The organism is Dactylosporangium sp. CA-233914 (assembly GCF_050942935.1).
Lineage (GTDB): Bacteria > Actinomycetota > Actinomycetes > Mycobacteriales > Micromonosporaceae > Dactylosporangium.
The window spans coordinates 3825566-3848564 of the sequence record NZ_CP192030.1; the positions used below are offsets into that span (position 1 = coordinate 3825566).

A 22999-nucleotide genomic window follows, 5' to 3' on the forward strand; every position below is an offset into this window, starting at 1 on the left:
TGAAGGTCCTTTGTGGTCGGTCAAAGTCGGGCACGGGGGAGAAGGCGCAGCTGTGCGAGGTCACTCACCGGGTCGGACGTGCTGCAACTGCCGAAGGACGTGAACGACGTGCGTGCCGCCGCCACCTCCGCCTCGGCGAGTGCCGCCACTCGGGAGCGCATCTCATCGCGGTCCTGACTGAGGAGATCGTCGACGAGTTGGTCGACGGTCCCTCCCGCCTGCGCGCGCGCCACGGCGAGGAGCAGGTTCAGGAAGCCGTAGTGCCGGAAGCCTGTCGCCGCGTCGATGTAGCCGATCGCGTGGTGGAGTCCGGCGGTTGCTTTGAATGTAATGCCGCGCTCGATCGCTGCCTCGATGAAACTGGCCAGCTGGGCGGGCGACGGGAAGAGGTCGGGACGCACACCCCCGCACCTGACCTTCGCGTCCAGGCCCCGCTCGGCGATCAGGTCGAGCGCGGCGGTCAGGCCGGGTCCAAGAGGAACCTCCACGTTCACCGACCGCAACGGCTTCAGGCGCGACACGCTCTGCAGCACGGCCGGCCACTGCGACGGTTGCGTCGGGAGGGCGGTTTCGACCGAGACGATCTTGAGCCGGTCATCCCGCTCCTGCACCGCTGACGAGCGGAGCTCGTCCAGTTCACGCAGGCCCGAGGCGAGCGCGATCACCTGGAACCGCTCCCCGGGCCGCACGTACTGGCCCATCTCGGTGAGTCGAGGCACCGGACATACGAACCGATGCGTCAGGATCGTGTCACCACCAGCCAAGTCCCGGCGATGCCGCGCGACCGCGGACTCCATGTCGAGCTGCTCCGGTGGAAACAGACCTGCGTCATCGACCAGCGCCTCGGCCAGGGTCGAGTAGGAACCGCCACTGCTCATCGCGGCCCCCCACCCACCACGACAGGGCGGTCAGCACGCACGATTCGAATGCGGACCAGCCAGCCGCGCCGGTCCCGAGCGAGCTCGTCGTCCACGAGTACATGCCGCAGGATCCGGGAACTGGACGAGTCCGCCGCCAGAACTGCGAGGTAGAACTTCGCACGTGCGGTCTTGCGATCGATGTGCTCGAATGCCAGCGCGTTCATCCAGTGGCGATGCACCTCTCCCTGGAGGGCAGCCGCACGCGTAAAGTCCCGGGCGAACTCCGCCAGATCGTGCCAACCAATCACTGGAGCTGGATAGGTCTCCGAGCGAAACTCACCATCCACCGTGAACGTGCGGGCCCACGCTTCGGCCTGTCCGCCGTCGATCGCCTGAGCTTGGCGTGCATAGAGCTGACGTACCGCCAGCTCGTCACGAACACGCTTCGACCCGATCATCGACGCCCCGCGGCGGCCGCACCCGCGAGCCGACCCATCGTGAGAGCGTTCGCGATCGAGTTCCCCCCACCGATGTACCGCTCACCGAGAATTCCGGCCCCGGCCTCACCGGCCGCGAACAGCCCCGGAACGGGCGCGCCGTCAAGGGCAAGGGCGCGACCGTCGCCGTCGATCTCGATCCCGGCATGGGTGCACACCAGTTCACCGGGGATCATGCGTACCGCGTAGAACGGCGGGGCCTCGATCGGGTCCACGGAGGCCGGGTCGATCCCCTTGGCGGTCAGGCTCTCGTGGCGCAGGAAGACGGGATCCTCGCCGTGCGGGATCGTGCGGTTCCAACCATCGACGGTTGCCGTGAGCAGCGCCGCAGCGACGCCGATCTTGCCAGCGAGTTCGTCGAGGGTGGGGGCAAGGTACGCCTCACCGCGGTCGACGGCCTGCTGAACACCCCGCTCACACCAGTCCGCACCGCCGGGCGGCAGGCCATGCAGCGCCCTGCTGTCGAAGATCGCCCAGGCGTATCCGCCGATCTGCGCGAACAGGCCTTCGGCCACTGCGTAGGACGCATCCTCGTCCATGAAGCGGGTGCCGGCCGGGGAGACGTAGAGCCGCGACACCGGCGGGAAGCCTGCTCGCCAGTGGTGGTACCGCTGGAAGCTGGCGGTGATGAGCAGCAGCCCCCAGCCGTCGCCGGTCGTTGCGGCACCAGCATCATGGGCGAACCTGAGATGATCGCCGAGCGCACCAGGGGCCGCGGCGACGAAGCCCGAGTCGTGCGCGACCAACCCGGCAGGGTAGTGACGGCGCACGAGGTCACGGTTGGCCGCGAAGCCACCGGACGCGATGACGACACCGTCTGCATCGACCGGCTCCCCGTCGACCGTCACGCCGACGACCGCGCCCTCCTGCGTGCGCAAGTTCTCCACCGGGGCGTGCAGGATGATGTCCACCCCGAGTTCTCGCGCACGACGCTCGAGGACCTGAACGAGCGCGTAGCCCTGGTCCTCCGGAACGTGTCCTCGCCAGATGTCCTCGACGCCGGCGCGAACAAGTCCCGGCGAGTGCGCATTGTGCGACAAGCGCGTCGGCACCTGCAGGCCCATCCCGAGCATCCACTCGAACGTCGGGCCGGCCTGCTCGCAGAAGCGACGTACCAGGCCAGGCTTGAGCTTCCACTGGTTGAGGTCCATGTAGTGCCGGAAGTGCTCGCGCGGGCTGTCGGCCACCCCGAGGGCAGCCTGGACCGATGTACCCGCGGCCGTGATCATTCCGGCGGACTCCATCGTGCTACCGCCGAGGGCCCCCTGTGACTCGAAGACGATCACACGCCGTCCGTTCTCGGCTGCGGACACCGCAGCCGCGAGTCCAGCACCGCCACCGCCGACAACCACGACGTCCCAGGTGTCACTCACCGCCGGCAACCTCCTGGGATCGAGACGACTCGAACACCGGATCCTCAGGTCCGCGTACGGCATGGATCCACGAGTCCGGCAGGGCGTTGCTGATCGAACTGTTCTGCACCTCGTCGAAAACGACCTTGCGGTGCGCGATGCCCCAGCGACCGTCACGCCTCTCGAACCGGTCGACGTACCGGCATTTGATCGTGCTCAGCTCCTGCTCGCGTCCCGCCTCCTCCGGCCGCTGCCGCAGATAGCAGAGGCAGTACGACTCGACTTCGGCGGAGTCTCCGTGGAGATCGATCAAGATGTTGGTGATGTAGTGCAGCGAGGAGTCGATGGTCTGGTGACGGTGCACCATGTCCTGGACGAGGCCGTCGATGGGCCCGCAGTAGCGGCCGTGCTCATCAACGGCGTCGTCGAAGTAGCACTGCGCGACCTGGCCGAAGTCCTTCCGGTCGACGGCACGTGCGTAGCGGAAGAGGACCTCGGAGATCTCTTGCTTGTCCAACAGGTCGCGAATCGCCTGTTCCATGATCGGTGACTCCTTGTTTGACTGAGCCGGGATCAGTTGAAGACCTCCTTGAGCTGGTCCAGACTGAGATCGGCGGAGAGGTCCGCATCGGGCGGGAGCGTCGGCTCGCAGCGTGGCATCTTGCCGTCGAGGGTGTCGATGAAGACCTCGAGCCGGAAGGTGGTCGGCTCGTTGTTCGGAATCCCCTCAGCGGCCGCGACGGCCTTGCGTAACGCAGGCAGAACCGCGTTGGTCGAGCCGTCGAGCGACAGCAACTGGAAGTCGGGATTCTTCGCCTTGACCTGCTGGTAGAGACAACCGAGCTCGTTGCTGCTGCTCATGCCGGCCATCGGCACGAGCGGGAGACCCGCTGCCTCGTAACTGCGGACCAGTGCGCTGACGGTGCCGAAGTAGTCGGTCAGGAGCCCGTTCACATTCGAGTGCGAGCTCAGGACGCCGGCCGTCGCCTTCTGGGTGCCGGCCACGTCCCAGTTTGTGGTCACTGGGTCCTTCTCGAGCAGGGTGACCCCAGGATATGCGCTCGCCGCCGCCTTGTAGGCAGTGATCCAACCCAGGCTCGAGGTGTTGCCCGGGGTTCCGCCCAGCATCACGATGCCGCCCTTGCCCTTGAGCGCCTTGTTCATCCAGGCCGACCAGGTCTCGCCGACGAACTGCTGGTCGGGCTTGATGAACGCGGTGTAGTCGACACCGGCCTGGCCGCCAGGATCAGCGGTGAACGGGACCACTGCGACGCCGGCCTTGTAGGCGCTGCGCAGCGCCGTCAGGGCCGAGGAGCCGAAGTCGTTGAACGTGACGATCGCGCCGAACCCCTGCGCGACAGCGCTGTTGATCAGCGACGCGTACTTCTGCGGATCCCCGTTGGCATCGAAGTAGCTGACCTTGGAGATGTTGGAGCACTTGGCCGCCTCGAGCTCGAGCTGCTTCCTGACCGTCTTGCGCCAGCCGTTTCCGCCGAAGCCGTCCACATAGGCGAGTTTCAGGTCCTTCTTGCCGCAGTAGTCCGTGATGTTCTTCGAGGCCGAGGCCGAGGCCGAGGCCGTGCTGTCGCCGCTACCGGACGACGACTCCGGCTCTGGCGGAGCCCCGCAGGCAGAAAGTGTGGCCGCGGCAAGGCCTGTCGCGATGGCGAGCGCGACTGCGCCACGCAGACGGGCCGCCCCTGTCGTTGGTGCGAGCATGGTAGATACCTCCGGTTTTTCGGGTTGAAGGACGTGCGTTGTGTTGCCAAGATCTCGAGGTCGTGACCGCTTCGGTTGCGGCACCGTCCGGTCGTGAACGAATCCGGTTGGTCAGCCGGAGACAGCGCGCTCCGAGCGCCTCAGTCCGCCCCAGGGCAGACGGCCGCTCACCTGTCTCACTCCCACCGCGAGTGCTAGCGCAAGGCTCTGGAGCAGCAGCTGGACGGAGTTCGGTGCACCGAGGGCGACGACGAACTGATCGAGCTGGGAGAGGAAGAGCGCTGCACCTGCCGACGCAACCACGCTTGCCCGTCCCCCGGTGAGCGCGGTCCCGCCGATCACGACCGCTGCGACCGTGGAGAGCAGGTAGCGATCTCCGGAGATCAGGCTCGGGGTCTCGACGTATGCGGCGAGCACTGTGCCTGCGAGTGCGTAGCACAGGCCACCGAGTGCGTAGACCAGCACCACATGACGGTCGACCCGCAACCCCGACGCAGCCGCAGCGCGTGGGTTGGCACCGATCGCCTCGAGTCGCCGACCGAAGGTCGAACGCTTCAGCAGCAGTGCCATCACGGCGATGGAGGCGACGGCCAACCAGACTGTGTTCGGCACCTTCAGCGTGTCGTCGACGAAGATGTGGTTGAGTCCGGACGGAACCTTGGAGAGGGAGCCGTTCGAGTAGGTCCGCGTCGCCCCGAGGAGCAGCGCGTTGACGCCGAGGGTCGCGATCAGTGGCGTGATGTGGAGGCGAGTGACGGCGAATCCGTTCAGCATTCCGGCCGCCGCGCCGGCTGCCAGCGCGATCAGGATCGCCGGAACGGCCTTGCCGCCGTCGCCACCCGGGTATTTGCTGACGATCACCGTCGAGAGGGCGATCACGCCGGCAACGGAGAAGTCGACCCCACGCTGCTGAACGACCAGCGTCTGCCCGGCTGCGGCGATCGCCAGGATCGCTGCGAACGGAAGCATGGAGAGCAGGGACACCTTCGTGAGGCCACCGGGCACCAACACGCTCACCGCGAAGAGCACTGCGAGCACGATCCAGATGAGACTGAAAGGGCCCCCGAACAGGCCCTGAGTCCGTACACGGAGATCGAACCTAGGCATTGCGGTTCCTCATCTTCGAGTAGAACCCGACCGCTGCCAGGGTCAGGACGCCGAGCAGGTAGTTCTTCCAAGCCTCGTCCAGGCCGAGGAACGCGTTCACGGTGTCGAGTTGCTGCAGCAGCAGAGCTCCGAGGAAAGCTCCGACAAACGTGCCCCGGCCGCCGAAGAGACTCGCACCGGCGAGGACGACGGCCGTCACGCTGGGAAGCGTGTAACTCAGGCCTGCGCCCGCGTCGCCGGAGCCGACTTGACTGATCAGGGCGAGCCCGCCGCAGAACGCGACCGCCGAGCAGCCGACGTATGCGCAGAGCCGGACGAGTCGTACGGGGACGCCGTTGCTGGTCGCGGCCCGCGGGCTCGAACCGACGGCCCGGATCGCGACACCCCACGTAGTCCTCCGCAGTGAGTACTCCAGGACGATCGCGAGGACAACGGCGATGATCGCGAGTACTGGGACGAAGCCGACCTTCGCGGAGATCCAGTCGCCGACGTAGTACGCGATGGTGCCGTCCGGCGTCGGGCGCAGCAGAAGGGAGATCGCTTGGACCAGGGTGTAGGTGACCAGCGTCGCGATCATGGGCGTGATCTGCACGATGTCGATCAGAACCCAGTTGACCACACCGATCAGCAAAGCGATCGTGAACAGGATGATCCAGCTCGCGTCACCGATCTGGCGGTAGGTCTGATCCGACAGTACGAAGGACGCGACGACCACCATGAGTCCGGCCAGCGGACCGACCGACAGATCGATGCCGCCCGTCAGCATCACCACCTGCTGGGCAAGTGCGACGAAGGCGACCCCCGCGAGCAGAAGCAGCATCCCGCTGAAGTTGCGCGTCGTCAGGTAGAACTCGTTCCGCGAGGCGGCCACCACACCCAGAGCCACGATTGCGGCGACTATTGCCAAGCACGGTGCGTAGTCGCTATCCATCAAGCGGGCGAGGCGTCCGCGCTGACGGGGCTCCGCTGACCCATCACTGCGCTCCTGCTCCGCCATGAGGGCAGCTCCGGTGATGTTGCGCTCGGTGACCTCCTCCCCGACCAGTTCTGCGGCGATCCGACCGCTGGAGAAGACGAGTACCCGATCGCAGATCCCCGCGAGCTCACTTGCGTCCGCCGCGACCAGGATCACGCCGGCACCTTGGGTCGTGGCGTTGCGGAGGATTGAGTAGATCTCAGCGCGGGCACCCACGTCGACGCCTTGGGTTGGCTCGTCCGCGAGGATGACCTTCGGCTCACTCACCAGGGTGCGGGCGAGGACCACCTTCTGCTGGTTGCCACCCGACAGGTCGTCCACCACCGTTTCGGCGGAGGGAGCCTTCACCCTGAGGTACGTCATCATGCGGGAAACGGCTGATCGCTCAACGGGCCCGCGCACGAAGCCGATCCGGGACATCCGCCGCAAGGAGGCAACAGCCGCGTTCTCGCGAATGGTCAGGCTGTGCATGAGCCCTTCGCGGTGACGATCACCGGGGACGAAGGCGATGCCGGCGTTCCAGCACGCCGGCGCGCCCCCTCGGAAGTTGATGTGTTGGCCGGCCAGAGAAACGTGGCCGGAGCTTGCGTGAAGACCGGCGAGCGCGCGCAGCACCTCCCGCTGACCGTGCCCATCGATGCCCGCGAGCCCAAGGATCTCACCGGAGTGCAGCGCAAGGCTGATGCCGGCGAAGCCCTTTCCGGACAATTGGTCGACCACCAGCAGCTCAGGCCGGCCGCTGTCCGGTTCGGGCTTCGGCGGGTACATCTGCATCAGCTCGCGCCCCACGATGAGGTCGACGATGTCCTTCTGGCTCACGTCGGCCGAGCGATGGGTGCCGCGAATCCGTCCGTCCCGGAGGACGGTGATCACGTCGGCGATCTCCATGACCTCGCGCACACGGTGCGAGATGTAGATGACTGCGCACCCGTTGGCGACAATGCGCCGAACCGTCGCGAACAGGATCTCGACATCCCGGTTGGAGAGGTGCTCGGTGGGCTCGTCCAGCACGAGGACTCGAGGCTCCTGCGCCAGGGCCTTGGAGATCTCGACGATGAAGCGCTGATCGGGTGCGAGGTCCCGAACGGGGGTTCGCGGATCGAGCACCTGCTCGGGGTGCCAGCGTGCGATCTGGTCGCGAGCCCACTGGTTGAGCCGGGACCAGCCGGGCCTGAGCTCCTTCGCAACTGCGAGCCGGAGGTTCTCAGCGACCGTGAGATCGGGCACGAGAGCGGGCTCCTGGTAGACGATCGAGAGTCCGCGGGCCCGCATGTCCTTGGGCTTCGGCGAGTCCGTGCGCTCACCGCCGATGCTCACCGTTCCGCTGTCCGCACCGAGCGTCCCAGCGGCAATGGCCATGAGGGTCGACTTTCCGGCACCGTTCTCACCGACGATGGCGTGGACCGTGGCCGGCATCACGCGCAAAGCAACGTCAGTGAGCGCGCGGACCCCTCCGAAGGTCTTGTTGATCCCGTCCAGGTCCAGAGCCGCCGGCGGGGCGGCGTCGCTCACCACGTCGAGCCGGGACGCGTCGTTCGGGGCTTCCGTCACGTGATGCCCACCTTCTCATCTGTCGAGTCGGTCATAGCGTCCCCTCCGCGATCCGCTGTGCTGCGCTTCCAAGTGCGCCGATGAGTCGGTCGTCGATGTCGCTGTCCTTGAAGACCGTCACGCCGACGCTGGCAATCGGTTCGCCGTGCCGGTCGACGACCGCCATGGACACGCCGATGACTCCGGGGATGACTTCGCCGTGCGAGACCGCGTATCCCCGTGACCGGGCGTGGACCACCTCGGGACGCTCATCCTGAGCCGGCCGGCGTGCGGCGAGGATCGCCAGGCCTGCGGATCCGGTGGTGATGGGATGACGCTGACCCGCTTGGTAGGCGATGTGGGCGGACGCGTTCTTCGGCTCGACCACAGCGAGCACCAATACCTCGGACCCGTCCGGAACGGCGAAGTTCGCCGTGGCCAGAGTCTGCTCGGCGAGATCGGGAAGAACCGCCCGAGCGACGGCCTGCAGGTCGCGGTGGACCCCGCGGGCGAGCTCAAGGATCCCTCCCCCGAGAACGTGCCTCTGGTCCGGACCGGTGCCGATCAGGCCGTACTTGGCCATGGTGTTCACGATCCGGTAGACGATCGTCCGGTGCAGACCGAGAGCGTTCGCGATCTGCGCCGTCGTCATGCCGTCCGGTGAGTCGGCGAGCAGACGGAGAACGAGGATGCCTCGTTCGAGGGTCTGCGAGGTCGGCCCCGCAGCGACGCCGTTCTGTTCAGTCACCAATGATCAGGCCCCTGCCTCGGCGGGCTGCCAACCGAAAACGGACTCGTACGCCTGCGCGATCCGAATCAGCCGGAAGTCCGCGTGATGTGGTCCGACGAGCTGCACCCCGAGCGGAAGATGGCCGACGCTCGCAGCCGGCATGCTCAACGCCGGGTGGCCGGTCATGTTGAACACCGAGGTGTTGTCCATGGTTGACCAGCCACGGGAGATCCGTTCGGCGATACCGGCCTCGGGACGGTGCTCGAACGCAGGAAACGTCGATGTCGGAAGCGCGAGAACGTCGCACGCGTCGAACTGGCGGTCAAAGGCCGCACGGATCGCTCGCTTCTGGTTCTGCGCCTTCCCATACAGGGTTCCGTGGTACGTCTGGCGCAGGTGCCTGCCAACCATCGCCGTCACCTTGACGGTCGCCGGAAGGTCGGACGGTCGACGCTCGAGCGCACCGCGCAGCGCCGATGCCAAGTCGACGTCGTACGGACCGAGGTGCTGCATCCCGTTGCCAGCGCTGGTCATCGAGTCCCACATGCCTTCGATGAAGCTGATGAACGTCACGTCGCCCGACGTGCGCAGCTCTGGCACGGATACTTCGCGGACCTCCGCGCCGATCTCCTGCAGACGCGCCAAGGCAGCGTGGAAGCTATCGGCCACGCCGTCAGCAAGCTCCCCGGTCAGACCCTCGGCGAGCAAACCGATGCGGACACCGGCGAGCGGCCGGTCCGCATCGGCGGTCGCGTCGTCCGGAGGCAAGTGCGGACCACCCTCGACGATGACTTCAAGGACATTGCGGAGCTCCTCGGCCGTGCGGGCCATCGGTCCCACATGGTTGAACGTGTGGTCCACCCCCATGCCGCCGTAGTACGGGACGAGACCGTGCGTGGGCTTGAGCCCGAGGACACCGCACCACGACGCCGGCACACGGACCGAACCACCTTGGTCAGTCCCGAGAGTCGCGTCGATCCCGTCGTACCACAGGGCGGCAGCGCTGCCGCCGGATGAGCCGCCGGCCGTGCGGTTGAGGTCGTGGGGATTGAGGATCGTCCCGTAGTCGCTCGTCTCCCCACCCGCCGAGAAGGCGAGTGCGTCCATGTTCGTCACCGCGACGATGTCCGCTCCTGCCTCGAGCAGGCGCGCGACGACCGTGCTGTCCGCGACCGGGACGTAGTCCTCCATGAACCGCGAACCCGCGGTCATCGGGACCCCCGCGATGGCCAGGTTGTCCTTGATCGCGATCCGATATCCGCTGAGCGGGCCGTCTGCCCTGCCCGTCACCAAGCAGCGCCGGACAAGTGCGTTGTACGGATCGTGGCCACGCTCAGCAGGGTCACCGACCTCGCGGACAGCGGACGTGCCGAGAGCGCGGACCGCTTGGTTGTCCTGAGCCGGGCTGTCGAGCGCGGCGATGGTGGCGACGATGTCGTCGGCCACGTTCTGGTAGTCCTTCAGGTCGGCTTCAGCGATTTCCAGGCCGAGCTCGGACGACAGGGACATCAGGTCGGCGAAGGTCAGGTGGCGCATCGGCTTCACCCGGCGAACCGGGCCGGCACCCAGCCGGTGGCGTGGTCGGCGTGGACCTCGAACCGGAGGCGAGTGTTCGAGAACATCCAGCCCTTGTCCGTCCACACGTACTCGTCGTCGTAGAGGCCCATCATCCAGCGAGCGACCTTCTTGCCGTCGACCACCTCGATGCAGGGCATGAGCAGGTACCAGCTGCCGCGAGCCGACTTGGCGTCCGGCGCCACCTGGATGCTCGGTGTGAGCATGTAGTGCTGGGCCCAGACGTACTGCTCGCACATGCCGGTGAAGAACTCCTCGATCGCGGCTCGGCCGACGTGACGTCCTACGCCGCGGTCGGCCTCCCAGACGCCGTCCTCGGTGAACAGAGCAGCCAGCTCCGCCGGGGGGTAGTCCGCGTCGCACAGCCTCGCGTAGCGGGCCTTGAGCGCCTTGATTGCGCTCTCGGCCTCGAGAACGGCGACTCGTTGATCCAGGTCTGACATCACGTGCCTCCATGTGCGTTATTCGCTCAAGGCGTGCGCTATGCGCTACGGCTATGCTTGCTCAAATCGCGGATGCTGTAAATAGTCGGCGCCACTTGATCTCCGGCTGGCTTGGTGGCCGAGTCTGCGCTGGTAATGGGACCGGCGGGCGCGGAGAGTGCTGTGTAGCCGGGTAGAACGTGCCGCTACGCCGCCGCAGGTCGAGGATGGTCGCGTCGCGGGCATGTTCCTGCGGCGACGGCAGTGTGGTGCTGGCGCACAATCGGCGGGCGGATCAAGTCGGACGTGCTGATGAACCCGGCCGGGTTGATCAGGCTGACGTGGCCGGGCTGCGCCGGCTGGCCGCGCCGATCAACAAACACCTCGGCGACGGCGATGGATTGAGCGAAGATCCTGCGGGCAATGCCAATCGCGCGGTGGAAGCGCGCTGAAGCCTGGTGGAGTGGTGTGCGGCGGACACCACAGATGCACCACCGGTATCAACAGGGGGCGCCGCGCGCCAGGCGCTCACCCGTTGTCGCGGCGATGCCCGGCCTCCAGTGCCTGATACAGCGCCCGTGGCGGCGGCGCTGACGGTAGCGGTGTGGTGCTGGGCGCCGCGCAGGCTTGCAGCAGGTAACCGACCAGGCGGTGCCCGGCAGTGGCCAGCGCCGGTGTGTGCGATCGCGCCACCCCGCCGCAGGCCATCAGAAACAGTGGCAGGTCATGCGGGGAGAAGTCGGCACGCAGCCGCCCAGCGGCCTTGGCGCGCGACACCACGCGGACGAAGTCGCGGAAGGCGCGCTGCCGCTGCGCCTCGAGCCGCTCGACGCCGGGGAACATGGTGGTGAGGACCTGCGTGAAGCCCCGGTCGTGGCAGGGGATGCGGCACACGTACTGGATGAAGTCGCAGAACCCCTCCCAAGGGTCCCCGGCGGTGGCAGCCGCCGCTGCGACCTCGACATAGGCGGCCATCGCATCGTCGAAGGTGGCCGCGATGAGGTCCTCGCGTGACGGGAAGTTGCGTATCAGCGTGGCGATGCCCACGCCCGCCCGCCGCGCCACGTCGCTCATCGGCGCGTCGATGCCCGATTCGGCGAACACCTCGGCCGCCGCGGCGAGCACCCGTTGCCGGTTGCGCTCAGCGTCCGCGCGCCGCGGCCGAACTGCCGTGCCGTCGCCACCGGAACCGTCCGCCGCCCGTGCCATCAGTCACACCACCTGTCATATGGAAGGGGTCTTCCAAATATGCTAGCGTCGGCTAACTGGAAGACCACTTCCGTTTAATGCGAATGCGAGAACTGGAGAACGCCATGTCCATCCCTCAGCCAGACCCCCGCATGCGCGACCTGGACTTCTTCGTCGGCGACTGGCATGCGGCCGGGCGGTTCCACGACACGCCGTTCGGTGCTGCGAAGCCGATCGAGATGAGGATTGTCGGTACGAGCGAAGACCGCGGCTTCTGGACGGTCGTGCGCACGGAGGAACTCGCCACCGAGAACAACCCGGCGCCGTTGACCGCACGCTACGTCTGGGGCTACGACGCGGCCGCCGGCGAGTTCGTCGCGGAATGGTTCGACGGCAACGGCGGTCGGGCAACCCAGCGCTCCAAGGGCTGGGAGGACGACCGCCTCGTCTTTCTCGGCACGATCACGATGGGCGGCCACACGGTGCCGCTGCGGGACACGTTCACCCGCACCGGGCCGGACCACTACCACCATGTCGGCGAAACCGACCTCGGCAACGGCTGGCTCACCGTCGACGACGAGGACGCCACCCGGGTTCCCGATCCGCGATGACCATCGAAATCGGCGTGGCGACGCTGTCGGACCGCCAGCCGCGCACCGTCGACGGGACGGTCGTGCCGGAGTCCGCGCGGATGGCCCAGATCGTGGCACTCGGCGTGCAGGCCGACGAGGCGGGACTCGACGTCTTCGGCGTCGGCGAACACCACAGCCCCGACTTTGTCGTCTCGTCCCCCGTTCCGGTGCTGGCCGCGGTAGCCGCGCACACCACCCGCATCCGGTTGACCAGCTCGGTCACCGTCCTCAGCGTCCACGACCCGGTCCGGGTCTATCAGGACTTCGCCACGCTCGATCTGCTCAGCGGCGCCCGAGCGGAGATCAACGTTGGCCGTAGCGCCTACCCGGAACCCTTCGCACTGTTCGGCGCCGACATCGAACGGTACGACGAACTGTTCACCGAGAAGCTGGCGCTGCTGCTACGGCTGCGCGCCGAACCGGTGCTCTCCTGGCGCGGCGTCCACCGGCCGCCCTTGTCGGACGCCCGGGTGACACCGCGGAGCCTGCAGGTTCCACTGCCGGTCTGGATCGGTGCGGGCGGCACGCCGGCCAGCGCAGCCCGCGCTGGCGAACTGGGGCTGCCCTTGATGCTCGGCTACCTCGGCGGGACGCCCGAACACCTGCGTCGCCTGGTGGACCTCTATCGCGCGGCCGGTCGGCGGGCCGGCCACCACGACAGCCTCCGCGTCGGCATCGCCGCGCACTACTTCGGCGCGGCCTCGCCGGACGAGGCGGCGTCGACCTACCCGTACTATCGCGACTTCCTGCGCCCGAAGCGGCCCGGCGGCACCGGTTACGTCGTCTCGCCCGAGGCGTTCGCCGACGGGCTGCGACCCGGCCAGGCGCTGATGATCGGCACCGCCGGCCACGTGACGGAGAAGCTGCGGCAACTGCACGACGTTATCGGCTTCGACCGGGTCCTGCTCCTGATCGACTGGGGCGGGCTGCCGGCCCCCATGGTGCAGGCCTCGTTGCACCGCCTCGGCACCGAGATCGCGCCCGCCGTGCGCGCCATGACCGGCTGACGAACCACCGACCGAACACCTTGAGAAGGATCGTCATGGATCTCGAACCGCTGTCTCCGGACAACAGCACAGTCATCCTCGTGGACTACGCCGTCGGCTTCGCCAACCTGCTGCGCTCGCACGATCTGCGCGAGCATCTCGCCAACGTCGCAGGCCTGGCGAAGACCGCCAAGCTCTACGGCAGCGGGCTCGTCGTGACCAACGGCGAGGCATCCAAGCCGTCCGGCCCCCTCTATCCCGAACTGCTCGAAGTCATCGGCGACCAGCCGGTCATCGAGCGCAGTACCGCCTTCAACTCCTTCCTGGACGCCGGCTTCGCCAAGGCGGTACGCGCCACCGGCCGGCGCAACCTGCTCATCGGCGGCATCGCCACCGACGGCTGCGTCCTGCAGACCGTGCTCGGGGCACTACGCGAGGGCTACCAGCCGTACGTAGTCGTCGACGCGTCCGCCAGCCTGAGCCGGGAAGCGCACGACGTCGCAGTGCAACGGATGACAATGGCCGGTGCCGTACCGGTGACCTGGTGGTCGGTTGCCGCCGAGTTCCAGCTCGACCCGCAGTTCACCGACGCGTCCTACCGCACTGAGCTCATGACCGCCTACCAGCCGGCCATGAGCATGGCCGGCCGCACCTTCTTCGCCGGAGTGAACCAGGGCCGACCGACGCCCACCAACGCCTGAGCAGAGATGATGTTCATGAGCACCTCCCGCCGGGGCCTGACTCAACGCCTCACAGAATGGGAGTCGACGATCCGGCTGACCAACTCTGGCACCCACTCGACGTACAAGTCGGACGCTCCGCGAGTGAACCACCCGCGGAACGTCACGGAGGGAACGGCGTGAGCGCTGACGATGCCCAGGCGCCGGCGTGGATCTTCGGAGAGGTGCCGGAGCCCGACGAGCTGGCGGTCGCGCTGTACCTGGACGGCGCCGACCCGGTCGAGCCGGTGGCACCGGCCCTGCAGCTGTGGTACGACCTGATCGCCGGGCTGGTGGTGCCGGCGTTCACGCCGCCGGGGGTGACACCGAAGGTCGTGTTGTACGGCCGTGAGGGTGTGCACGGGCGTGGACCCACGGTGCGCGCGAAGCGGTGGCAGGACGGCCTCAACGACCGGCTGTGGTGGTGGTCGGCCACGTGGTCGTACGAGATCCCAGAGCCGTACCAGCCGTACGAGATCCAGTGTCGGCTGCATCGGCTGCGGGAGCGCCGGCACGTGAGGCTGCGGCTGTTCGTCTCGTCGCCTTCCGGCACGCAGCACATGCTGCTCCCGGCCGTACTGGAGGTGCTGCGCCGGTTCGGTGACGCGGCCGACCCGGCCTACGGCGAGCTGACCGTCCGGGACCACGCCCCGGACAGCTGCACGAAGCTCGACGGTGTGCTGCGGCTGCTGGACACGACGTCGGCCGACGCCTCTCGGGCCCAGCTGCGCGGCTACGAGTGGGCCACGGTCATTCCCGCAGAGCTGACCGCCCGGCTCGGCGGGGTCGACGCCCTGCGCGCGACCGGGGCGTTCGTCGAGGTTACCGCGCTGGCCACGGGTGGAGTACTGGCCCGGGCGACCGAGCACCCGCAGGAGTACACGGCGGACCGGGCGGAGCAGGTCTTCGCGGCCCTGCTGCCGGTCCTGCCGCCGCCGGACCCGGACTGGCCGGCTTGCACCGACTGGCGGCTCATCGTGCCCCGACCCGCCCGAGCCTGGTGAGACAAGCACGCCACCGGTGGATCAACGGCTGACGCAACGCCGGCGGTTGGTACCGGCGGTGCCGGTCTGGCGCTCGGGAGCATCCCGCTCATCCAGGGAGCGTGGGGTTCAGCGGCTGCCGCCGTGGCCGGGCTCGGGTCGTTCGGGACGGCATCGAACGGCGCTTCTCCTGGTCGCGGCGACCGGCGACGCGCGCCAGGATGGCCGGACTGTGTTGGGTTCTGCGGTCAGCGCCGGATTGATGAAACGTCAACTTGCGGCGTTACGTTCGAATCCGGGTGCGGCGCTGAGATCGGTGCGCCGTTCCCGCTCCATCCTTCCGCCACTGCCCCAATGACCCGCAGGACAGCCTCAAGTGACCGATAGAGACGAAACCCCGACGCAGGACCGCTCGCACACCGAACCCCTTCCGGCGCGCGGCGTGACAAAGGACGAAGAGGTCATCGCCGGCCGCTACGCGCTGGTCCGGGAGCTCGGCAAGGGCTCGATGGGCCGGGTCTGGCTGGCGCGGGACGAGATCCTGCACCGCGACGTCGCACTGAAGGAGCTGGCGGTGCAGCCCGACCTGGCCGAGAGCGAGCGCGACGACGCCGGTGAGCGTGCGATGCGCGAGGCACGGGCGATCGCGAAGCTGAACCACCCCAACGTCGTGCGGGTGTTCGACGTGCTGCGCCACAGGCGCCGGCCGTGGATCGTGATGGAGCTTGTGCCGTCGCGCTCGCTGCACCAGGTCGTCGTCGACGATGGGCCGCTGCCGCCGCGGCGGGTGGCGCGGATCGGGCTGGCCGTCCTCGCCGGGCTGGTCGCCGTCCACGAGGCCGGGATTCTGCATCGCGACGTCAAGCCGGGCAACGTCTTGCTCGCCGACGACGGGCGCGTGATGCTGACCGACTTCGGGCTCGCCATCTCGGCCGGTGACCCGATCGTCACGCGAACGGGCATCGTGGTCGGCTCACCCGCGTACTTGGCGCCAGAGCGCACGGTCGACGGGCCGATCGGACCGCCGTCGGATCTGTGGTCGCTCGGCGCCACACTGTACGCGGCGGTCGAGGGCAAGTCCCCGTTCGAGCGTTCATCGACGATGTCGACGCTCGCCGCCCTGGCGACCGAACCCGTGCCCCCGCCGAAGCGGGCCGGTCCGCTGTGGAGCGTCGTGGAAGGGCTGCTGCGCAAGGATCCCCGCGATCGGATCGACGCCGCGACGGCGGAGCGGCTGCTGAGCCAGGTCGCCGACCCGGAAGTCCCGGACCCGCCGGGCCCGGCACCGCTGGAGCGGGCACCGCGGACGCCGGGACGCAAGCGGCTGCTGGTCGGCGCCGTCACCGGCGGGGCGCTCGTGGCTACGGTGGTGACGGCGCTCGCGATGGCGCAGCCGCACGGCACGGCGGTGACCGGCTCGGCGCCGGACGTACCCGCGAACGCCGAACCGTCCGAATCGGAGGATCCGGCCCCGGCGGCTTCGCGGTCCGCGCCGGTCTCCGCCACGGCGGGCTCGACCGGCTCCGTGCGGCCGTTCCGTTCGTCCACGTCCAGCCCTACGACCACGCCCACGCCCACGCCCGGGCCGTCCGGCCAGGCGACGCCGCCGCCGGCGGGCGTGAATCTGTCCCGCCTGCTGACCTCCACCAACGAGTCCAGCGAGCAGAGCGATCCGAATGCCGCGTACACGGCCGGGTTCGCGTTCGACGGCAACGCGAGCACTCGTTGGGCCAGCCGTCCCGAGGCCCAGTCATGGCTCCAAGCGGTCTGGGCGCAGGAGCACACCGTCACCGGCTTCCGCATCGTCTGGCACACGGCGTGCTCGCGCAGCTACGACGTGACCGTCTCGCTCGACGGTGCGACCTGGAGGACGGTGTACTCGCAGCGCAACGGCGACGGCGGCACCGACGAGATCCGCATCGCCGCGGCCCCCGCTCGCTACGTGCGGCTCAACAGTCTCGCCCGCTGCGACACCTCGACCGGGGTCTCGGTGACGGAGTTCGACATCCTCGGCACGTGAGGGTATGGCGCTAGATTCGCAGGAGTACCGGGTCGGCGCGGAGGATGCGCTGGTGGGTGCGTTCGACCTCGGGGCCTGGCACGGTGTTCAGCTCGCGGCGCAGCAGTCGGCGGAAGTCGTGGAAGACGGTGAGTGCCTCGGCCTGCCGCCCGGTGCGGTACAGCGCCCGCATGTGCAGGTCGCGCAGCCGCTCGTCGAACGGATGGTTGCGGGCGAGCGCGGTGAGTTGGGCGACGGTCTCGCCGTGCAGGCCTAGACCGAGATCTAGGTCGATGCGCTCGGTGCGGGCGCCGAGAACCTCCCGTGACAGCTGCTGCCGCTGGCCTTCCGCGTACTCGCCCGGCACACCCGTCAGCGGCTCGCCGGTGACGAGCCGCAGGGCCTCGTCGAGCGTGGCGGCGGCACCGGCGAGGTCCCCGTTGCGCCGCGCCGTGGACGCGCGGGACCGCAGCCGCCGGAAGTCCGTCACGTCGCAGGAGAGCGCCTCGACCGGCAGCGTGTACCCCTCGTACGAGGAGGTGATCGGCCCGCCGGCCCGCTCGGCACGCGGCGAGATGACCCGGCGCAGTCGCGACACGTACGTGCGGACGGTGCCGACCCCGCCCGGCGGCGCCCCGTTGCCCCAGATCGAGCGCACCAGGTCGTCCACGGTGGCGAGCGTGCCCCGGTGCAGGACGAGTGTGGCGAGTACGGCTCGCTGCTGTGGTGTGCCCAGCTCGATTTCGTGCCCCAGCCACCAGGCCCGTAGCGGGCCGAGCAGCGCGATCCACAGCGGCGCCCGCTGTGGATCGCCCTCGGGAGGCACACGGTGGACGGGTGGGGGAGACGACGGCTGCTCCGGTGCGTCGAGCGCCGGATTGCCGCACATGATTCGCTCGTACATTGTGGACAGTCCGGGGCCCGGTTCGATGCCGAGTTCGTCGGTGAGCTTGGCGTGCAGTTCGCGGTACGTGGCGACGGCCTCGGCGCGCCGGCCGTCCCGGTGCAGTGCGTACATCAGCAGTTCGCGGGGGCGTTCGCGTAGCGGATGCCGCCGGACCAGGTCGGTCAGCTCGGCCGTCGTTTCGGGTGCCGGGCCGAGGCCGAGCCGGATGGCGTGCCGTTCCAGGTCGGCGGCGAAGCGGAGCTCGGCGAGCGCGTCGCGCTGGGCCCGCGCCCATGCACCGGGCAGGCCGGTCAGCGCCGGCCCGTCCCACAATGTCAGGGCGGCCTGGTACGCGTGCAGTGCCGCCTCGGGCCGGCCTTCGTGGTGCAGGGAGCGGGCCCGGCAGACGTGTGCCCGGAACCGCTCCAGGTCGACCGCCTCCGGGTCGAGCCGCAGCGAGTAGCCGCCCGGGACCGACTCGATCGTGGCCGGTTCGAGGACGCGGCGCAGGCGCGACACGTACGTGCGCACCGTGTTGATCGCCGTCGCGGGCGCTTGCTCCGGCCACAGCACACCGACCAGATACGACGGTGCGACGACGGAGCCCGCGTGCAACAGTAACGCGCTGAGCACGATCCGTTGCTGAGGGGTACCGAGGTCGACCTCGACGCCGCCGCGCCACCCCCGGACCGGACCCAGAACCCCCAGGTTGAGACTGCCGTCCACCGTGCACCCTTCCCCAGTCGTGCGTGCGGCGGCATCCTAAAGAGGGCGCTGTGAAGAAAAAGTGCATGCCGGGATGGACCCGACCGAGGCCACGCGGCGCGTCAACCGGTCGTCAACGTGGGCACGGTGAGCTGTCCGGGTGTTCGATGGCGACATCGTCGGGCGGGCCGGGCTGCTGCGGGCGACGACCCGGCTCGTGGACGGCGTCGCCTCGGGCTGCGCGGTGTTGCGATCCGCGGCCGACGCGTTGATGGAGGCGTTTCCGCTGCGGCTGCTGGCGGACTGCCGCGCCGTGTGCTTCAGGCGCCGCCCGGCCCGGGGCTCGTCGCGGAACTGGCGCGAGCCGGCGGCAACCCGCTGTACGCGCGCCGGATCGTCCGCGCGCTGCTCACCGGCTGCGGCTTCGACAGGTTCGTCAGCCTCGGCCTGCGCTTCGTGAAGTGACCGCCGGGCTGGGCTCCACCGTAGCATCCACGTCGGCGTCCACTATGGACATACACTGTGGACCGTCAGCGGAGCCCGGACCCGGAGCACCTGTTCGCCGAGCCCGGGTACCTCATGACCGTCCTGCTCAACGAGTCCTCCGCCGAAGATCAGGCGGGGAAGCGTCGCCGGCTGCTCGTCCTGGAGGACTGCGACGAGCTGATCCGCGGCGAGGCGAAGCAGGCCGCCGGGCAGTCGCTGTCCCGGCTGCTCAACCTCACCGACGGCATGCTCGGCCAGGGCCGCGACGTGCTGCTCGCGATCACGACCAACGACGAGCTGGCCCGCCTGCACCCCGCCGTGACCCGCCCCGGCCGCTGCCTGGCGTGCATCGAGCTGGGTCCGCTCCCGCCCGCCGAGGCCGCCGCCTGGCTCGGCACCGCGTCCCGGGTCCCGGCGGCCGGCGCGACGATCGCCGACCTGTACGCCCTGCGACACGGCACCGGACCATCCACTGTGGAACGTCCTGCCATGCCTGGGCCCTACCTGTGACCGTTCCTGCCGCACCGGCCGGGCGTTGCAACCGCGTGTGGTCGGATGGCAGATCGTGAAGTCGGCCGATGTCTTCAGGGCCACCCAGGGACCGGCCGCGAGCTCGCCGCCGAGTGCGCGTTCGCCGACATGATGCGCGGGCTGATCCCGGCCGGCCGGTTCGCACAGCCGCGCGAGGTGGCCGACTTCGTCGCCTTCCTGGCGAGCCCCGCCGCCGGCTACGTCAACGGCGCCAGCCTGGACATCGACGGCGCCTTGAACACCTGAGACCGCCGGGACGACGGCCGCACGGCGCCTGCCGTGCGGCCGCCGGCCGCGTCCAGCGGCTCGCTCGCGGCTTGTCCCCGCGGGCGGGCCGTCACCACCAGGAGCGCAGCCGGCGGCGATGGCCGAGATCCTGCGCCAGGGCTCCTCGAGGCCGGAGGAGCCACGCGGAGCCATCCGGTTCAGCCGGCGTCGACCAGCTCGGCAATGGCGCTGAGCGCGTCGTAGCGGGAGATCTCGGACTGCAACGCGATGGCGCGGATGCAGTAGGCCGGCTGGGTGAGCAGCGTGTCGACGGCGTCGCGTACCGCCGCCTCGCTCGGCCGGTCGGTGTGGAGGTTGACGCCGGCGCCGCTCCATTCGACGCGTTGGGCGATGAGCGGTTTGTCCTCGGTCATGCCGGCCACGACGATGGGGACGCCGTGCCGCAGTGCGGTGTGGACGCCGCCGTAGCCGCCGTTGGTGATGAATGCGGACGCTCGTGGCAGGAGGAGGTCGAAGGAGACGTAGTCGGCGAGGATGACGTTGCCGGGAACCGTGCCGAGGTGCTGGCGGAGGGTGTCGGCGCCGCCGCCGCGGCCGGTGGCGGCCACCACGGTCACGTCCGTTCCGGCGAGTGCGTTGATGGTTGGTACGAGCAGCTGGGTGGGGTCGACGTTGGCGAAGGTACCCTGTGTGACGACCACGACGGGCCGGTCGGTGCGCAGGTTCGTCCACCAGTGCGGCACCTCGGGGTTCGGGTCACTTCTCGGCGCCAGCGGGCCGATGAACCGGAACGAGGGCAGGGCGTCCGTGCGGGGATACTCGAAGCCCGGGACGGTGAGCTGCAGGTAGTGGTCGGGCACGCTGAGCACGCTGTTGAGGATGAAGTCCGGGAGCTCGGCGCCGACGGAGGCGAACACCTTGGTGAGGTAGGCCTGCATGTCGCCGAAGATCGTCGGGTCCCAGTCGGTGGAGACGGGCGGCGGTGCGATGCCGATGGCGATGGTCGTGGGCCGTTCGGCGCGCGGTGTGCTCAGGGAGAGGGCCTGCGCGCCGAGGAACAGGCTGTCGGCGATGATGCTGGCGGCCGGGAAGTCGTCCAGGATGGCCCGCAGCGCCTCGAGCTGGGCGGGCACCGGATCGCCGAAGACGTGGTTGACGTCGTAGGTGATCTGGGCGAGGCCGGGGGCCAGTTCGGCGCGTCCGGCGAACTTGAGGTGCATGTTGCGGTCGTCGTAGTCGGCCGCGTCGGGCAGGGCGACGAACCGTGCGCCGGTCTCCTCGACCGCGGCCGCGAACCGGCTCCCGGTGAGCATCGTGACCTCGTGGCCGCGGCGGGCCAGGTCCGCGGCGATGGTCAGGAGTGGGGCGACGTGCCCGTGGGCGGGCGTCGACGCGATGATGGTGCGGGCCACTGCGCGCTCCGTTCGATGTGAGTGGCAAACGATACGGGCTGGAGCGTATTTACCGGCCAATGCCGAAAAAGTGACCGCGTCGACGCCGGGAGCGTACACATCTTGCGCACTGGGCCCCGTCTATCGTGACGCGCGTGGAAGAGGTGTTGGTCACCGTCGGCGACGGCACGTTGCGCGGGCGTCGCGAAGGTGGGTTGACGGTCCTGCTGGGCGTCCGCTACGCGACCGCCGACCGTTTCGCCCCGCCGAAGCCGGAGGTCGCCTGGTCCGGCGTGCGTGACGCGCTGGCCCCACGCGGGATCTGCCCCCAGCCGCCGAACCGGAAGGACTCGTCGCTGGGCCCGGTCGAGGACCTCCCGGCGACCGAGGACTGCCTCGAGCTCACGATCCGTACACCGGGCGCGGACGGCGCCCGCCGGCCGGTGATCGTCTTCATGCACGGCGGCTCGTACCGTACCGGCGCCTCCTCCTGGTCGCGCTACAGCGGCGCCCGGCTCGCCCTGGAGGGTGACGCCGTCGTGGTCGGCGTCACGTCGCGCCTCGGCCCGCTCGGCTTCCTGCGCCTGCCCGGCGTCTCCGACGGCAACCAGGGCCTGCTCGACCTCGTGGAGGCGCTGCGGTGGGTCCGCGCCAACGCCACGTTCATCGGCGGCGACCCGGACAACGTCACCGTCGTCGGGCAGTCCTCGGGCGCCCACGCGATCGCCGCCCTGCTCGGCTCGACCGCCCTCGACGACGACCCTCCGCTCTTGCGCCGCGCCGTCCTGCAGAGCGCGCCGCTCGGCCTCGGCATCGGTGACGGCACGCGCGCCGTCCGTGCCGGGCGGCACTTCCGTTCGGCGCTCGGCGGCGATCCCCACGACGCCTCGATCCCGCAGATCGTGGCGGCGCAGCTCGCCGCCGAACGCGCCCTCGCCGGGCCGGCCGGGCTCAACCAGGCGCCCACGTTCGCGCCCGCCGCCGGCGTCGATCCGCTGCCCGACGCGGCGGGGTGGCGGGAGCGGTGCCGCCGGCGCGCGCCCGGGTTGGAGGTCATCATCGGCACCGCCCGCGACGAGATGGCCCACTTTCTCGCCGGTGGCCCGATCTCGCGCCGGATCCCGCTGGCCGGACCGGCCCTCGAACGGCTCGCCATCCGGCTCGGCACGGCGTTCGTGTTCACCCGTCCGAACGCGCGTTTCGCCGGCCTGCTCGCTCGCGCCGGCGCGACCGTGTTCCGGTATCGGCTCGATCCCGGTCCATTCCCGTATCTTCACGGCGCGAGCCACTGCGTCGACCTGCCCCTGCTCTTCGGTGCGGAGGCCGCGTGGGCGCACGCGCCGATCCTGGCCGGGCGCGCCTGGGAGCGGGTCGATGCGGACGGGCACGAGATCCGCGGGGCCTGGCTCGCGTTCGCCTGGTACGGCGCGGCCGGCCTGGTCGGCGACGGCTGGACGGCGGACGGCTCGGTCCGGTCGTTCCCGGTCGGGGGCTGAC

General features: G+C 69.3%; 23 protein-coding genes. 10 read left to right on the forward strand and 13 right to left on the reverse strand.

Annotation, left to right across the window (positions count from 1 at the left end):
- Nucleotides 1-20 precede the first annotated feature (20 nt).
- From ACQPY0_RS17545 to ACQPY0_RS17590, 10 genes are all read right to left on the reverse strand, one after another.
- Nucleotides 21-878: a hypothetical protein gene (locus tag ACQPY0_RS17545; RefSeq protein WP_432990061.1), complete on the reverse strand. Its 858-nt coding sequence runs from the start codon at nucleotides 876-878 to the stop codon at nucleotides 21-23.
- Nucleotides 875-1318, reverse strand: a complete 444-nt coding sequence (locus ACQPY0_RS17550) for a nuclear transport factor 2 family protein (RefSeq protein ID WP_432990063.1) — start codon at nucleotides 1316-1318, stop codon at nucleotides 875-877. The genes ACQPY0_RS17545 and ACQPY0_RS17550 overlap by 4 nt, the downstream gene beginning before the upstream one ends.
- The gene (locus ACQPY0_RS17555; protein ID WP_432990065.1) at nucleotides 1315-2730 is read right to left on the reverse strand and encodes an FAD-dependent oxidoreductase; all 1416 of its coding nucleotides are present in this window, start codon (nucleotides 2728-2730) and stop codon (nucleotides 1315-1317) included. The genes ACQPY0_RS17550 and ACQPY0_RS17555 overlap by 4 nt, the downstream gene beginning before the upstream one ends.
- Nucleotides 2723-3250 (reverse strand): nuclear transport factor 2 family protein, encoded by a 528-nt coding sequence (locus tag ACQPY0_RS17560; protein WP_432990067.1) that lies wholly within the window; start codon nucleotides 3248-3250, stop codon nucleotides 2723-2725. The genes ACQPY0_RS17555 and ACQPY0_RS17560 overlap by 8 nt, the downstream gene beginning before the upstream one ends.
- A gap of 32 nt (nucleotides 3251-3282) precedes the next feature.
- Nucleotides 3283-4428: a substrate-binding domain-containing protein gene (locus tag ACQPY0_RS17565; RefSeq protein WP_432990069.1), complete on the reverse strand. Its 1146-nt coding sequence runs from the start codon at nucleotides 4426-4428 to the stop codon at nucleotides 3283-3285.
- Nucleotides 4429-4539: 111 nt separating this feature from the next.
- On the reverse strand, nucleotides 4540-5466 hold the full coding sequence (locus ACQPY0_RS17570) for an ABC transporter permease (RefSeq protein WP_432990072.1): 927 nt from the start codon (nucleotides 5464-5466) through the stop codon (nucleotides 4540-4542).
- 61 nt (nucleotides 5467-5527) lie between these two features.
- Nucleotides 5528-8023, reverse strand: coding sequence for an ATP-binding cassette domain-containing protein (locus ACQPY0_RS17575; RefSeq protein WP_432990074.1), 2496 nt, complete (start codon nucleotides 8021-8023; stop codon nucleotides 5528-5530).
- A gap of 70 nt (nucleotides 8024-8093) precedes the next feature.
- On the reverse strand, nucleotides 8094-8789 hold the full coding sequence (locus tag ACQPY0_RS17580) for an IclR family transcriptional regulator (protein WP_432990077.1): 696 nt from the start codon (nucleotides 8787-8789) through the stop codon (nucleotides 8094-8096).
- Between the two features lie 6 nt (nucleotides 8790-8795).
- Nucleotides 8796-10307 carry an amidase family protein gene (locus ACQPY0_RS17585; RefSeq protein WP_432990080.1) on the reverse strand — a complete coding sequence of 504 codons (1512 nt, stop codon included), beginning with the start codon at nucleotides 10305-10307 and terminating at the stop codon, nucleotides 8796-8798.
- A 5-nt stretch (nucleotides 10308-10312) separates the two neighbouring features.
- Nucleotides 10313-10789, reverse strand: coding sequence for a nuclear transport factor 2 family protein (locus ACQPY0_RS17590; RefSeq protein WP_432990083.1), 477 nt, complete (start codon nucleotides 10787-10789; stop codon nucleotides 10313-10315).
- Between the two features lie 206 nt (nucleotides 10790-10995).
- On the opposite strand from ACQPY0_RS17590, the gene ACQPY0_RS17595 reads away from it, so the two are divergent.
- Nucleotides 10996-11220: a hypothetical protein gene (locus ACQPY0_RS17595; RefSeq protein ID WP_432995944.1), complete on the forward strand. Its 225-nt coding sequence runs from the start codon at nucleotides 10996-10998 to the stop codon at nucleotides 11218-11220.
- Between the two features lie 76 nt (nucleotides 11221-11296).
- Here ACQPY0_RS17595 and ACQPY0_RS17600 read toward each other — a convergent pair whose 3' ends face one another.
- A complete protein-coding gene (locus tag ACQPY0_RS17600) occupies nucleotides 11297-11893 on the reverse strand; it encodes a TetR/AcrR family transcriptional regulator (RefSeq protein WP_432990086.1) in 597 nt (198 codons plus the stop codon).
- A 188-nt stretch (nucleotides 11894-12081) separates the two neighbouring features.
- Here ACQPY0_RS17600 and ACQPY0_RS17605 point away from each other — a divergent pair, with 188 nt between their 5' ends.
- The 5 genes from ACQPY0_RS17605 to ACQPY0_RS17625 all read left to right on the forward strand — a co-directional run bounded on the left by ACQPY0_RS17605 (nucleotide 12082) and on the right by ACQPY0_RS17625 (nucleotide 17296).
- Nucleotides 12082-12567, forward strand: a complete 486-nt coding sequence (locus ACQPY0_RS17605) for a hypothetical protein (RefSeq protein ID WP_432990088.1) — start codon at nucleotides 12082-12084, stop codon at nucleotides 12565-12567.
- Nucleotides 12564-13595 (forward strand): LLM class flavin-dependent oxidoreductase, encoded by a 1032-nt coding sequence (locus ACQPY0_RS17610; protein ID WP_432990089.1) that lies wholly within the window; start codon nucleotides 12564-12566, stop codon nucleotides 13593-13595. The genes ACQPY0_RS17605 and ACQPY0_RS17610 overlap by 4 nt, the downstream gene beginning before the upstream one ends.
- Nucleotides 13596-13630: 35 nt before the next feature.
- On the forward strand, nucleotides 13631-14275 hold the full coding sequence (locus tag ACQPY0_RS17615; RefSeq protein ID WP_432990091.1) for an isochorismatase family protein: 645 nt from the start codon (nucleotides 13631-13633) through the stop codon (nucleotides 14273-14275).
- 158 nt (nucleotides 14276-14433) lie between these two features.
- Nucleotides 14434-15297 (forward strand): hypothetical protein, encoded by an 864-nt coding sequence (locus tag ACQPY0_RS17620; RefSeq protein WP_432990094.1) that lies wholly within the window; start codon nucleotides 14434-14436, stop codon nucleotides 15295-15297.
- A gap of 421 nt (nucleotides 15298-15718) precedes the next feature.
- Complete coding sequence (locus tag ACQPY0_RS17625) at nucleotides 15719-17296, forward strand: protein kinase domain-containing protein (RefSeq protein ID WP_432990096.1); 1578 nt, start codon at nucleotides 15719-15721, stop codon at nucleotides 17294-17296.
- A gap of 10 nt (nucleotides 17297-17306) precedes the next feature.
- Here the strand turns inward: ACQPY0_RS17625 and ACQPY0_RS17630 are convergent, their stop codons facing one another.
- A complete protein-coding gene (locus ACQPY0_RS17630; protein WP_432990099.1) occupies nucleotides 17307-18887 on the reverse strand; it encodes an AfsR/SARP family transcriptional regulator in 1581 nt (526 codons plus the stop codon).
- 294 nt (nucleotides 18888-19181) lie between these two features.
- Between ACQPY0_RS17630 and ACQPY0_RS17635 the strand changes: the two genes are divergently transcribed.
- From ACQPY0_RS17635 to ACQPY0_RS17645, 3 genes are read left to right on the forward strand one after another with little or no spacing between them, the layout of a single operon-like run.
- Nucleotides 19182-19331 (forward strand): hypothetical protein, encoded by a 150-nt coding sequence (locus tag ACQPY0_RS17635; RefSeq protein ID WP_432990101.1) that lies wholly within the window; start codon nucleotides 19182-19184, stop codon nucleotides 19329-19331.
- A gap of 57 nt (nucleotides 19332-19388) precedes the next feature.
- Nucleotides 19389-19862 carry an AAA family ATPase gene (locus ACQPY0_RS17640; RefSeq protein WP_432990103.1) on the forward strand — a complete coding sequence of 158 codons (474 nt, stop codon included), beginning with the start codon at nucleotides 19389-19391 and terminating at the stop codon, nucleotides 19860-19862.
- A gap of 45 nt (nucleotides 19863-19907) precedes the next feature.
- A complete protein-coding gene (locus ACQPY0_RS17645; protein WP_432990105.1) occupies nucleotides 19908-20129 on the forward strand; it encodes an SDR family oxidoreductase in 222 nt (73 codons plus the stop codon).
- A gap of 179 nt (nucleotides 20130-20308) precedes the next feature.
- Here ACQPY0_RS17645 and ACQPY0_RS17650 read toward each other — a convergent pair whose 3' ends face one another.
- Entirely contained in the window at nucleotides 20309-21523 is a 1215-nt protein-coding gene (locus tag ACQPY0_RS17650; protein ID WP_432990107.1) for a glycosyltransferase, read from the reverse strand.
- A gap of 134 nt (nucleotides 21524-21657) precedes the next feature.
- Between ACQPY0_RS17650 and ACQPY0_RS17655 the strand changes: the two genes are divergently transcribed.
- Nucleotides 21658-22998, forward strand: a complete 1341-nt coding sequence (locus tag ACQPY0_RS17655; RefSeq protein WP_432990109.1) for a carboxylesterase family protein — start codon at nucleotides 21658-21660, stop codon at nucleotides 22996-22998.
- Nucleotide 22999: the final 1 nt, after the last annotated feature.

Coding starts and splice junctions, on each gene's coding strand:
- ACQPY0_RS17545 (WP_432990061.1), bottom strand. CDS start 878: ATGAGCAGTGGCGGTTCCTACTCGACCCTGGCCGAGGCGCTGGTCGAT.
- ACQPY0_RS17550 (WP_432990063.1), bottom strand. CDS start 1,318: ATGATCGGGTCGAAGCGTGTTCGTGACGAGCTGGCGGTACGTCAGCTC.
- ACQPY0_RS17560 (WP_432990067.1), bottom strand. CDS start 3,250: ATGGAACAGGCGATTCGCGACCTGTTGGACAAGCAAGAGATCTCCGAG.
- ACQPY0_RS17565 (WP_432990069.1), bottom strand. CDS start 4,428: ATGCTCGCACCAACGACAGGGGCGGCCCGTCTGCGTGGCGCAGTCGCG.
- ACQPY0_RS17585 (WP_432990080.1), bottom strand. CDS start 10,307: ATGCGCCACCTGACCTTCGCCGACCTGATGTCCCTGTCGTCCGAGCTC.
- ACQPY0_RS17590 (WP_432990083.1), bottom strand. CDS start 10,789: ATGTCAGACCTGGATCAACGAGTCGCCGTTCTCGAGGCCGAGAGCGCA.
- ACQPY0_RS17595 (WP_432995944.1), top strand. CDS start 10,996: ATGGTCGCGTCGCGGGCATGTTCCTGCGGCGACGGCAGTGTGGTGCTG.
- ACQPY0_RS17605 (WP_432990088.1), top strand. CDS start 12,082: ATGTCCATCCCTCAGCCAGACCCCCGCATGCGCGACCTGGACTTCTTC.
- ACQPY0_RS17610 (WP_432990089.1), top strand. CDS start 12,564: ATGACCATCGAAATCGGCGTGGCGACGCTGTCGGACCGCCAGCCGCGC.
- ACQPY0_RS17615 (WP_432990091.1), top strand. CDS start 13,631: ATGGATCTCGAACCGCTGTCTCCGGACAACAGCACAGTCATCCTCGTG.
- ACQPY0_RS17645 (WP_432990105.1), top strand. CDS start 19,908: ATGGCAGATCGTGAAGTCGGCCGATGTCTTCAGGGCCACCCAGGGACC.